Genomic DNA, 13,244 nt, shown 5'->3' on the forward strand with positions numbered 1-13,244 from the left:
GTAGAGACGCAAAGTATTGCGTCTCTACAAGTATAATAACGGAAATTTTGAGTAATGGTTGCCTTACTCCGCGATCAAACCGCGTTTTTGTTCCATCGCTTTAATACTTGGATCATGGCCCCTGAAATCGCGGTACATTTTACCATATTCAATAGTATTGCCTCTTGATAATATCATATCGCGGAAACGCTGGCCATTTGCACGGGTTAAACCGCCATTTTCTTTAAACCAGGCGAAGGCATCATCATCCAGCATCTCTGTCCATAAATAAGCATAATAACCAGCCGCATAGCCGTTGGCCCAAATGTGTAAGAAATAACTTGAACGATAACGAGGCGGTACCTGTGATAAGTTCAGTCCTGTTTTGGCAAGCGATGCGGCTTCAAATTTATCTACATCTTGTAATGGCGCGCTGGCCGGTAATTGGTGCCATTGCATATCCAGCGAAGCAGCTGCCAGTATCTCGGTTAAGGAATAGCCCTGATTAAAGGTAGCGGCCTTTTTTATTTTATCAACCAAAACCTGCGGCATAGGCTGGCCGGTTTTGTAATGGGTAGCATAATGCTGCAATACCTGCGGATATAATGCCCAGTGCTCATTAAACTGTGACGGAAACTCCACAAAATCACGGGCTACGTTAGTGCCTGATAAGGTAAGATATTGCTGATCACCAAAGAAACCATGCAGGGCATGGCCAAATTCATGGAACATAGTAGTAACATCATCAAAACTGATTAATGCGGGCTGACCGGGGGCTGGTTTAGTGAAATTGCACACATTATATATTACAGGTTTTGTACCCAGTAATTTCGATTGATCAACCATATTACTCATCCACGCGCCGCCTGATTTATTGTCGCGCTTAAAGTAATCGCAGTAAAACAAACCTATTTGTGAGCCGTCTTTGTCTATCACGTCAAATACACGCACATCTTTTTGATAAACCGGAATATCATGGCGTTCCTTAAATGTTAAGCCGTAAAGCTGGTTGGCCGCGTAGAATACACCGTTCTGCAATACATTATTGATTTCAAAATAAGGCTTGATCTCGCTTTCATTCAGGTCGAATTTCTGCTTGCGAACCTGTTCAGCATAAAAATTCCAATCGTAAGGTTGTAGCTGAAAGCCTCCTTTTTGTTGGTCTATAACTTTTTGTATGTCGGCAGCCTCGCTTTTGGCTTTTGCTGTGGCAGCAGGAACTAGTTGAGCGAAGAATTTGTCAACCGCCTGTGGTGTTTTTGCCATTTGATCCTGCAAAACCCATGAGGCATAGTCAGGATAGCCCAGTAATTTGGCTTTTTCAGCACGTAGTTTGGCTATCTGAACAATGGTTGTACGAGTATCGTTTGAGTCGCTTTTTTCGGCACGTGTATATGATGCATTAAATAATTTTTCGCGGGTTGCCCGGTTTGCTAATGATTGCAGTAGGGGTTGTTGCGTAGTATTCTGTAAAGCTATAAGGTATTTACCATCAAGCTTTTTTGCTTTTGCATTTTGCGCCAGCGCATCTTTATCGCCTTGTGATAGTCCGGCAAGTTCGCTAGTATCACTAATTGCCAATGCACCTGCCTTGGCGGCTGCCAGTAATTGATTGGTATATTTAGCGCTAAGCGAAGCTAGCTGCTCATTAAACTTTTTGAGGACTATTTTATCATTGTCTGCAAGTTTTGCACCGGCCAGCACAAACTCCAGGTAGTCATATTCAACCAAACGGGCCGATTCGGGGTCGAGCTTAAGTTGCGCCCGGTTATTATATATTGCTTCAATACGTTTAAATAGTTTAGCATTCAAATGTATGGCATCCTGATGAGCTGCAAGTTTAGGGGCTACTTCCTCTTGTATTTTTTGTAGGACGCTATCAGTATTAGCACCTGTAACCGTGTTGAAAATGTTATTTACCCGTTGCAATAACACACCGCTTTTTTCCATTGCCACAAATGTGTTTTCAAATGTTGGCGCATCAGGGTTGCTGGCTATTTTTTCCATTTCAGCCAGCTGTTGTTTCATGCCCTCTTCAAATGCAGGCTCATAATCCGAGTCTTTTATCTTATCAAACGGCGGAGCCTGGAAAGGTAAGGTACTTGCTGTAAGCAAAGGATTGGATGATGCAGAATCAGCGCTATTGCCTGCTGATGTGCCTGTATTGTTTTTGCACGAGGTCATAATTCCCACGAATACTGCTAATGGTAGTATAAATAGAGTTTTCATAATGTTTTAAAACGTTGAAATTACGAAAATCCTATATATTGCGCTATATTAAAATTGAGGTTTCCGGATGCATAATGCATTGATTATGAATTTTATCAGATATAAGCTTTTAGGGCCAATTGGGCTCATCATATTTGTTTTTGCGATGATCGTTAGCTCATGTAACAGGGGACGCGTAGCACATCATGAGGAAAAGAAAAAGGATTCCCTGTCTTTTAAGCCGGTATATGGCATTCCTTTTACCGAAGTGCGCAGGCGTTTGAAGAACGGAATGTCATTTGATAACAATGGTTTCCAAACGGAGCCATCGTACAAAATTACCTTTTTGGCTAACGACTCGGCAAGTGTATATAGTCCGGAGAAAAAGCAATTCATTAACTTTTTTGTGTTTATGGAGGGGGACTCCATTTTTAACGTAGCACGCTCGTATTTTAAAATGATGCAGATGAGTAAGGATAGCCTGAAACTACAGGTGCTGGAAGTGCAGGGTGATACGCTGCATATGAAGCACTCATTAGTTTACATGACCTTTTACTCCAATGATTATCTAAAAAATGTATTAAAAACCAATGCTGCCACATTGGGCAAACCCGATCGCAACGACACGCTGTTCATTAAAAAGAAAGCCGAATTAGCTAATAGGATACCCGACAGCGCTTTTTCTGCACGTATACCGGTTACTATGGAAAGCAGAAGTCCGCGAGTTACGGTTAAGTATCTGAAAATAAAGCCCGATGTATCCAATAATTTTGATGATTCCGATGGGTATATGAATCCTGAGTTTAACATCACCATTAATAAGGCCTATGAAGGTTTCTCTTATTCATTTTGGGCGTTTGTTGATGATAAAGGGCAAATGTATTTCGATAGGTCGGTAGATTATATTATGCCGGAGTACAGGGAATCAACTACCAAAACCATAAAAGCTATTATTGATGGGTATTTAAAATACTACCTTATTGTTAAACCCGGTAATACATTGGGAATAGTGCATACCAGTGCGGTGCTTTTGAATGTGGTAGGGCGGAAGTAGGATGCCGGGTTGGCTCGGCCCGGCCAGTATGACAATTGAATTTTTATTGCAGTCACATTTATGGGACGGGATATTAATGCCTATATCATGGCTTTAGCCTAAATGGTTGTTTGGCTAAAGCCATGATATGTTTGCTTTAAACCCGTTGGCTAAAACCAACGGCAATGAATTCAGGAGTATATTCATCGTTTTTGTAACGCATTCAATATTCATTTGAAGAGGCTATTTTAACAGGGAAAATTCAATCTTTTCTTATTTCAGGAATTTTCAGGCAGATAAAAGAATGTGATTTTTTTAGGTTTTGTGGATAATAACACTGTTAATAAAGTTGCGCATTCATCACCATAATTAATTTAAGGTCCTAAAAATCAGCAACAAGCCAAATGTTTACAACAACCCGATAGCTGTTAATAACCTGTTAAGAAAAAATAAAAAAAATGCTTGTGAAATAATGTGGATCTCCCGATATTGATAATATCAAGAACGACGTACTTTGACAACCTTGGAGATAAAGAAACTGAATCGGGTGAACTTTCGGGTGAACTAAAGATCAGGGAACGTATCTCATTGCCTACCGAAAAATAGCGAAAGCAAATTACCGGGAAAGCAATAGAAAGGTATTATAGGTGCTGCAAAACTTTACGAAGAACGGCAGCCGAAATAATGACCTTGAAGTAATCAGCGTTAGCAAACGATGAGTCATCCATTCGCTAAGAATAAAGATGTATCAAAGCGTTGCACGAATAACGATGGAGTTGCGTATCCGCAGGATCATAACAACCTCAGCGTTCGATGAACATACTAACTGCCATTTCACGAGAATGGTGGCAGATTGAATGTGAAAACGAAGCTGACAGCGTTCAATCCGTTGGGATAACAACAGAAACCGGTATTGAGCATCACAAATGATAGGTCAGCATTCGCAGAGAATAATGATCTTCAGCGTAGGCAAAATAACGATGAGGAGATCAGGTCGGTTAGGGATACACAAAACTTGGTGCTCCGCAGTGGCTATGGCTGCTAAGGAGTTTGGAAACGGAAGTTCAAATCGCAAGAGGAGGGCTTCCGTTTTCGTTTTTGAACCAGTTTTTTTTTGATTTTAGGGATTTACAGGATGCTTTTTGTCATCCTGAACGTAGTGAAGGATCTATTATACGAGCGATAAGCAATTGCCACCCGAATATAACGAGACAGCCAGTTTCTTCGCTGCCACTCATAATGACAGTGTCGGGATTAAAAACTAATCACCAATCTCCAACCACCAATCACTCTTTTTTGTTCCAAAAAAGCTAAATTAGCCATCTATGCAAAAGGACGGCTCGAGAAAAACTGACAAGAAGAAAATATTTGTATTAGATACTTCCGTTATCCTATACGATCATAATGCCTTTGAAAACTTCCAGGAACATGATGTGGCCATACCCATACAAGTGCTGGAAGAGCTTGACAATATGAAAAGCGGCAATGATACCCGCAATTTTGAGGCGCGTAGTTTTATCAGGCTGATGGATGATATATCCAGCAACAACCTGGTTAACGAGTGGCAGCCGCTGAATGGCAAAAGCAAAGGCAGCTTTAAGGTAATTATCGATACTAAAAACATTGCGGCAGATGCCGCGGCTATTTTTGGTTCGGAAAAAACAGACCATCGTATATTAAATGCAGCCCTGGTATTGCAGGAGGAAAATCCGGATAAAAAAGTTGTACTGGTTTCAAAAGATATATGCCTGCGCCTGAAAGCAAAATCGCTTAATTTATATGCTGAGGATTACGAAACCGGCAAGATTAAAAACGTTGATGAGCTTTATACAGGTAAAACTACTTTAAACAAAGTAGCCGATAAGCTTATAAGCCAACTCAATAAGCATGATAGTTTACCGGTAGATATCTTTGATATTAAACACCTCAACAACCATTTTTATATTTTAAACGGGAAAAATCAATCAGTGCCGGCATTTTACAATTCGCAAACTGCGCAACTGGAAAAGGTTACCGAGCAGCCTATTTTCAATATCTCGCCTAAAAACATGGAGCAGGCTTTTGCCATTCACGCCCTGCTACACCCTGACATAAAACTGGTTACAATACAAGGCAATGCGGGTACAGGCAAAACACTTTTGGCATTGGCAGGTGCGTTGGAACAGCGCAAGCATTTCAGGCAGATCTATGTTACCCGGCCTATCGTTCCGCTAAGTAATAAAGATATTGGCTTTTTGCCCGGTGATATAAAGTCAAAAATAGACCCTTACATGGCGCCAATATGGGATAACCTTAAATTTATTAAGGATCAGTTTAATGACGATGAAAAGATGCAGGCTAAGATTGATGAGCTGGTTACCACTGATAAAATATCCATAGCGCCACTGGCCTTCATCCGTGGGCGCACTTTAAGCAAGATATTTTTTATTGTGGATGAAGCGCAGAATTTAACCCCGCACGAAATAAAAACTATTATCAGCAGGGCAGGAGAGAACAGCAAATTTGTTTTCACGGGCGATATTTACCAGATCGATACCCCGTATCTTGATGCTGAAAGTAACGGGCTGTCGTATTTGATTGATAAAGCAAAAGATCACCCATTATATGCCCACATCACCCTGCAAAAAGGGGAGCGGAGCGAGTTAGCTAATTTGGCGACGGAGTTGTTATAGTCTGGAGTCTTTAGTCTGAAGTCGACTATTGACTAAAGACTCCGGATTCAAGACTAAACTAATATATTCTCCGACACTCGCGCAATATCGGCGCTGATCTTATTGATAAATCCTAATTGTTCCTTTAAAAGGCTATCGTCAGGTACTAAAAGCTCCGGTTTATTGTCAAGGCTAACCTGAGTTGACCTTTCGGTGTTGAAATCGGCTTTTTGTCCGCCCAGTTTTGCACTGGTGTCATTAAGAACGGCCAGGCTTTTTTTAATGGATCTAATGATATCCGGCTGTGAATTGTTTAATGTTTTGCCAATAATTTCAGCTGCGACCGTAGCAATATAAGATGATAGAATATGATTGAGCACTACAAATTTGTGTATCTCTTTTATATTCTTTTGCTTGCTTTTGGGTTCAGATGTCATTCGTTCAAACGCAGCCGATAGGTTCCCTGATTTTACAAAAACATCTTTGCGGGCCAGTTTATATTCAGTTGTATCTACCGTTTTGCCCGATAAGCTTTCGGCTATTTTAACCAGGTAGTTTATATTGGCGCATATCATCTCGCGCAGGGTTAGCTGTATCTGCTCATATTCCCATGCCGGGAAAATAAGGTAACTGGCTATAAAAGCAATAACAGAACCTATCAAAGTATCGGTGATCCTTTCCTGAACGATATGATTAACCCCTAAAAAGCTGAATACAATAAGTATATAGGGGGTCATAAATAAAACGCTTAGCACGTAATTAAACCTTAAAAAGCTATAGCACCCCAGCATGAAAAATACCATGCAAAAAAACTGTACCGTTTTATCTGGCACAAAAATCAATAATGCTATACCAATAATGCCACCGAAAATGGTGCCAATGAGCCGCTGATAATTGCGTTGTTTTGATAAGCTGAAACCTGGTTTTAAAATAACAATGATGGTAAGCAATATCCAATAGCTATGATGCCCCTGCGAAATGGTTTTGGCAGTGATAAACCCGATTAAACAAACCAAAGCTACCCTTAAAGCATGTTTAAACGCAGCTGAATCGAAGGATAGGTTATCAGTAAATATATGCGGGGCATAATCCTGGTGGGTTACAAACCTGGAGTATTCTACTCTCCGGCGATTCTCAAACAGCAGGTTGGCCGAATCTGAATTATAATAATTATAAATGCTCGTGATCTTCTGGTTCATATCACGCAGGTTTACCAATATTTTTTTCAGGATAATGTTGCTTGTTTCGGGCTCAGTCTGGGCCAGTATATCAATCTTTGCTTTCAGCTTTTCCAGCTCAGGAGTAAAGTCTACCGGGTTTTTATATTTGGTGTTGGATAACACAATAAATGCAGCCTTATCTACCTCATTGGCCATATGTTCAATTATCTTGGCTACATCGGCTAATATGCCAGTATGTTTAAACTTGTCGCGCAGATAGGCATAATCATAATGGGTAGCCATAATGTTTTCATACATATCAACCAGGTCAATAAACGTAAGCACCAAAATACGGCTTGCACTGGTTGATTCGCGCACCAATAACCGACTCTTGAACAGCATTTCCCTCACCAGGTCCTGGCTTTGGCTAACCTTTATTTGCTGCGATACTAGTTTATGGTAGTTTGCATCAATATCGGTATCCGGTAAATAAAAGGCAGCTTTAATCCGTAGAAATTTAGCCACTTCATCAATACTTTCGCCAAGTGTTTGCTGCGCGGCACGATAAGGCCTGATGCCGAAAAATACAAGGCTGAAAAGCATATACCACACCCCGCCCGCTAAAATAATGGCGCTTGATGATAGCACTTCAGAAGGTGGTTCGGCTTTGTCCATCATCAGTATCATTACCAGTAAAGCACCGGTACCAATGGATGCGGCACGATTGCCGTAAATGGTGAACATGGAAAACAGGAACGAAAACAAAGTAACTTCAATCCCTAATGTGTAAATATTAAACCTTGCAAAGCCGGTAATTACCGCTACTATAAATACACATAAATTGCATATAGCCATAGCATTGCGCTTATGCATTACTGGGCCCGGGGTGTCAACAACACTTATACATAATGCACCCAGCGACATGCTTACCCCAGCATCAAAATAATGCAGTTGTGCTAATATTAACGACGGTATCAAAACGCCTATAGTTATGCGCAAGCCGTCGGAAAAATACTGGCTGTAAAAAAAACTTTTTATCTCCCTGAACTGCATAGCGGCTAATTGGTTGATTTAGAAATGCAAATTTCTAAAATTTAACCGGATGGCTATTTTTTAATCAATATTAACATATATAGTGACGAATTGTTAATAAATATTCAATTTATTGCTAGTTTTCAGAATTAGATATTTAAATTCACCCCTTTAATGCGACCTCATTAAATGCACCGGAATTTTATACTCATGTTCAACCTATTTGTATGTCCTCAACGTTAAAACTCAGCCAGAGAGAAACCGCTTTCAACCATGAAGTTGTTGCCCGTTTTGAGTTGTATAACAGTTTATTTCAAACGCTGCCTTTTTACCAGGTTAAAGATACCGGTATTTTGCTGCCGTTTTTTAGTTCGCATTGTGAAAAAGGTGCTATTAATGAGCAATCTCCAAAGGAGATCATCGAATCATTCTTTAAAAAGTATGTACCGGATATCGATCACCGCGAGCAGATTAACCGTTTGTTCAGGTTCATACAGTATATTGAGCGGCAGGTAGTATTGTTTGATGCCATAGAGGATTCATCGTTTAGCAAAATTGGCCGCCCTGATGATTCAGGATCATTGCAAAGCCTGTTGCAGCAAGCAGCTACCAGCGATCAGGCCCGTAATGCGATCAGCGAAAAATTAAAAGATTTCTCGTTACGCCTGGTACTTACCGCGCATCCTACACAGTTTTACCCGGGCACGGTTTTGGGTATCATGACTGATATGATAGAGGCGCTGAAGATCAATGATATAAATACTATTGATGAGCTGCTACAACAGCTAGGTAAAACGCCTTTCTTTAATAAAACATCGCCAACGCCAGTTGATGAGGCGGTTAGCTTGGTTTGGTTTCTGGAGAATATATTTTACCAGGCTATATCAGGCATACAATCAAAACTGGAAGAAGAGTTTGATATAAATCTTGCGGATAATCACCAGATTTTAGAATTAGGTTTTTGGCCGGGTGGCGACAGGGATGGTAACCCTAACGTAACTACAGATACTACCAAAGCAGTGGCTAAATTTTTAAGGCAGATCGTATTCCGCTGTTATTACCGTGATTTCAGGGTGTTGAAACGCCGTATTACTTTCAGGGGTTTTGGTAAAACCTTGGAAACCATTGAGAAGCTTCTCTATAAAAATGCCTTTAATCCGCAGGAAAAACAGGAAGATGTACAAAAAGACCTATTGATTTTGCTGCAATCTGTTAGGCATACATTAATAAAAGACCACGACAGCTTATTTGTAAACGTAGTTGAGGACCTGATAAGGAAAGTTAACCTGTTTGGTTGCTTTTTCGCTACGCTTGATATAAGGCAGGATAGCCGTGTATTACGTAGTGTATACGAATACATAGAACAACAGGATGGTATTAAAGAAAGTATCTACGCTGGTTACAACGATCTTGACGAAGAAGGAAAAATAAAACACATCACCTTTAAGGAAGCTGATTTTAAATGTCCTGATAATGTGGATAGCCTCACCATGGATACGCTTAACACTATCAGGCTGATGAAGGATATTCAGCAGGCTAATGGAGAGAAGGCTTGTCAACGCTTTATCATCAGTAATTGTCAGCAGGCATCAGATATTTTACAGCTGATAGACCTGTTTTTATGGAGCGGCTGGAAAAAGGAAGACCTGAGCGTTGATTTTATGCCATTGTTTGAGACCATTAATGACCTTAAGCTGGCAGCAACCATAATGGAACGACTGTATACTCATCCCTTTTATAAAGAACACTTAGCAAATAGAGGCAACCGCCAAAGCATTATGCTGGGCTTCTCAGATGGTACCAAAGATGGCGGTTACCTGATGGCCAACTGGTCGATATACAACGCGAAAGTTGAGCTTACTGCTATGGCCAGAAAATATGGCATTGATTTGGCCTTCTTTGATGGCAGGGGAGGCCCGCCGGCTCGTGGTGGTGGTAAAACACACCGTTTTTATGCCTCAATGGGCGATGAGATAGCTAATGAGCATATACAGCTAACCATACAGGGACAAACAGTGAGTTCGCAATACGGATCAATTGAAACTGCCCGTTTTAACATGGAGCAGTTGATAAATGCGGGTATTGTATCGGAGCTATATCCAAATAAAAACGATCTTTTAAGTATAAAACATAAAGCGTTAATAGCCGATATGGCCAGCGAAAGCTATAAAATGTTTATGGATTTAAAACAGGATTCTTTATTTGTGGAATACCTGGAAAAATTCAGTCCGCTAAAATTGCTTTCACGTATCAATATCAGCAGCCGCCCAACCAAGCGTAATGCCGATGCGCAATTGAAACTGGAGGACCTGCGGGCCATAAGCTTTGTAACTTCATGGAGCCAGTTGAAACAGAACATACCCGGCTTTTATGGTGTAGGCACTGCTTTAAAGAAAATGAAAAATGATGACAAATGGGAGGAAGTAAAACAACTGTACCATACATCTGGTTTCTTTAAAACTATGCTGGATAACTGTATGATGTCTATGTCGAAATCGGATTTTCGCGTTACCGCTTATCTGCAAAAAGATAAAAAGTTTGGTGCGTTTTGGCAGATGCTGAAAGACGAGTATGACCTTACCAAAGCTATGCTGATAGAATTAACAGGTAGTAACGCGCTGATGGATGAATACCCGGTTGAAAGGCGTTCAATAGGTATACGTGAGCGTATTGTGTTGCCACTGGTAATTGTACAGCATTATGCGCTGCAATGCCTTAATAATGAGAAGAGTGATGAGGAGATGACAGAGATTTATGATAAGCTGGTTATAAGAACCGTATATGGTATTGTAAATGCAGGCAGAAATCTGGCATAAACACTAAAAATATTTGCCAAATTTTTGGCTTCTTATTAATAAATTGATTTGTTTTGCATGAAATATTAAACGGTACGGTTTAATGTTTTGTCGATAATATAACTTTAACATTTTAAAATGAAAAAACTTATTTACCCGGTATTAGGATTAGCTATGGCTTTATCTCTGCAATCATGTATAGATAACTGGAAAGCAAAATACTATAACGAAAAAACATTGGTTGACGACGTAGGTGTATCGCTTATTAAAAATGGCCTTGAAGGCGGCATGACTGAAATAGAGGCATCACAATTAGCTGTAAAAAACTCAACTAATCCGCAGGTAGTAAGTTTTGCTCAGATGATAATAACCGATCATACCAAAGCTGATAGCACGCTTAAATGGATGGAATACGATAAACTAATGACTGAGAAGGATACAGTTAGCGGTGAGCACCAGGAAATGATTGACAGCCTTGCTAAAAAAACAGGTGTAGCGTTTGACAAGGCTTATCTGGAAATGATGGTTAAAGATCATGAAGAAGCTGTTGACCTGTTTACAGAAGCAAGCGACGACAAAAATCAAACTATAAAAACTTTTGCTGCTGACAATTTGCCAATGCTTCAAATGCATTTGGATAAGGCTAAAGAGTTAGCCGGAGCAAAATAATAATAGAACAAAGTGAATGGTCATGCCGAATTTATTTCGGCATCTCATATGCAAGGTCTACTTCATGTTGGCTACTAATCACATGAGATCCCGAAACAAGTTCGGGATGACGGATCGAATAGAATAGAAAATAGCGATGGGTTTTAAACCCATCGCTATTTTTGTTTTAGAATAGTTTTAATTGCTGTTGTACGGGTGGCTTAGCTCTACCCATTACTGTCCTACCGCCATATTTCCATGAGCTACTGCGTTCCTCTTCAATTACTTTATCAAAGTTGGCATTGGGGGTAAAATCCTTCTCGGCGTTTTCTGCAATTTTTGAGAGTCTTTTTATAGCTTCAGCTTTTTCTGATTGGCCTAGTTTAGCTTTATAAACCGCGGTTTGCAGGGTGCTGATGGTTTCATCATAAACTTTTATGGGTACAGGAAAGGGATGCCCGTCCTTGCCACCATGTGCAAAGGAAAATCGTGCAGGGTCTTTAAACCGTGATGATGTGCCATGGATTACTTCGCTAACCAATGCCAATGATTGTAATGTTCTTGGGCCTAATCCTTGCAGTAATAGCAGGTCCTGAAAGTCGGCCGGCTGTTTTTCATGTGCCAGCCAAAGCACGGCGCCCAATCTTTTAAGATCGACATCTTTTGCCCGCACATCATGGTGCGATGGCATTACCAGTTTACTGATCTCCTTTAGCATACGTTCCGGGTTTTCAGCAGCTATTTGCATAACTCCATTTCTTGAGCCATCAGCTTGTTTATCGGCCATATTTAAAATGTAGCCGGTATTTTGCCCGTAGATAGATGTATGCGGATCATCCACAAAAGAGGTTAAGGATTCCGATAACCAATGATATCTGCGCGCTGTACTGCTCAAATCGCTCATGCCTTGTTGTACAACTGCCCATTTACCGGTATCGCTCAAAATAAAATTATGAGTGTAAAGTTGGAAACCATCCTGTATAGCAGTGTTATCGACTTTGGCGCTTAGTTTGCTGCATTTAACCAGGTAATCACCATCAAGGCCGGTTCTTTCGCTAATTTTAAGGAGCTCGTCAGGAGTTTGTTTAGAGTACTTACCTTTACCACCGCATATGTAAATGCCCAGTTCTTTACTATGCGGATTTACCGCCCGTTTTAAAGCACCCATAACAGATGTAGTAATACCTGATGAATGCCAGTCCATACCCATAACTGCACCTAAACTCTGGAACCAAAATGGATCGCTGATGCGGCGAAGCAGGTCATCTTTCCCGTAATCTATCAGTATATTCTCCACTATAGCCAATCCCAGCTTTGCCATCCGCTCTGCGAGCCAGATAGGCACATAGCCATAATGCAATGGCAGGTCAGCACTTCCCGAACGCTCCATGCTAACAAAGTTAGCAAAATGGAAATTGTTTTTGTATAGTCACCCCGAATTTATTTCACTGTTGTCCGGTAAACTTTTGTTTGCTATATAAAAATGCCTTTTAGGGTTTCAAAAAGGCGTTTTTTTGTCTATTTCAAAAGCAAGCCCCCTAAAAACCGAGTACTTTATCCTCTTTTCAAAAACCGGCTGTCCGGTAAAAAGAAAGTAAATTTCCAGTATTCCGGCCATTTGACGCATTGTGAGTGCGCTATAGCCTCAAAAAAAGTTTTTAATGGAAAATATCGCAGCTATTTCTCAACCGGCTGTCCGGTAAAAGTTTTATTCAAAAGTTTACCGGACAACAGTGAA

At 40.5% G+C, this 13,244-nt stretch carries 7 protein-coding genes; 4 read left to right on the top strand and 3 right to left on the bottom strand.

Annotated elements, in window-relative coordinates:
* Positions 1-63: 63 nt before the first annotated feature.
* Entirely contained in the window at positions 64-2,208 is a 2,145-nt protein-coding gene (gene dcp, locus BLU33_RS08825) for a peptidyl-dipeptidase Dcp (protein WP_091371380.1), read from the bottom strand.
* 85 nt (positions 2,209-2,293) lie between these two features.
* Here dcp and BLU33_RS08830 point away from each other — a divergent pair, with 85 nt between their 5' ends.
* Both BLU33_RS08830 and BLU33_RS08835 read left to right on the top strand, forming a co-directional pair.
* Complete coding sequence (locus tag BLU33_RS08830; RefSeq protein WP_157682089.1) at positions 2,294-3,241, top strand: hypothetical protein; 948 nt, start codon at positions 2,294-2,296, stop codon at positions 3,239-3,241.
* Positions 3,242-4,545: 1,304 nt separating this feature from the next.
* Positions 4,546-5,892, top strand: coding sequence for a PhoH family protein (locus BLU33_RS08835; RefSeq protein ID WP_091371384.1), 1,347 nt, complete (start codon positions 4,546-4,548; stop codon positions 5,890-5,892).
* A 53-nt stretch (positions 5,893-5,945) separates the two neighbouring features.
* Here the strand turns inward: BLU33_RS08835 and BLU33_RS08840 are convergent, their stop codons facing one another.
* On the bottom strand, positions 5,946-8,084 hold the full coding sequence (locus BLU33_RS08840) for an FUSC family membrane protein (protein WP_091371386.1): 2,139 nt from the start codon (positions 8,082-8,084) through the stop codon (positions 5,946-5,948).
* A 206-nt stretch (positions 8,085-8,290) separates the two neighbouring features.
* Between BLU33_RS08840 and BLU33_RS08845 the strand changes: the two genes are divergently transcribed.
* Together BLU33_RS08845 and BLU33_RS08850 are read left to right on the top strand one after the other, a co-directional pair.
* Positions 8,291-10,879, top strand: a complete 2,589-nt coding sequence (locus BLU33_RS08845; RefSeq protein WP_091371388.1) for a phosphoenolpyruvate carboxylase — start codon at positions 8,291-8,293, stop codon at positions 10,877-10,879.
* 117 nt (positions 10,880-10,996) lie between these two features.
* Positions 10,997-11,527, top strand: a complete 531-nt coding sequence (locus BLU33_RS08850; RefSeq protein WP_091371390.1) for a DUF4142 domain-containing protein — start codon at positions 10,997-10,999, stop codon at positions 11,525-11,527.
* Positions 11,528-11,693: 166 nt separating this feature from the next.
* Here the strand turns inward: BLU33_RS08850 and BLU33_RS08855 are convergent, their stop codons facing one another.
* Positions 11,694-12,896 carry a DUF763 domain-containing protein gene (locus tag BLU33_RS08855; protein ID WP_091371391.1) on the bottom strand — a complete coding sequence of 401 codons (1,203 nt, stop codon included), beginning with the start codon at positions 12,894-12,896 and terminating at the stop codon, positions 11,694-11,696.
* Positions 12,897-13,244 lie beyond the last annotated feature (348 nt).

The organism is Mucilaginibacter mallensis, from assembly GCF_900105165.1.
Lineage (GTDB): Bacteria > Bacteroidota > Bacteroidia > Sphingobacteriales > Sphingobacteriaceae > Mucilaginibacter > Mucilaginibacter mallensis.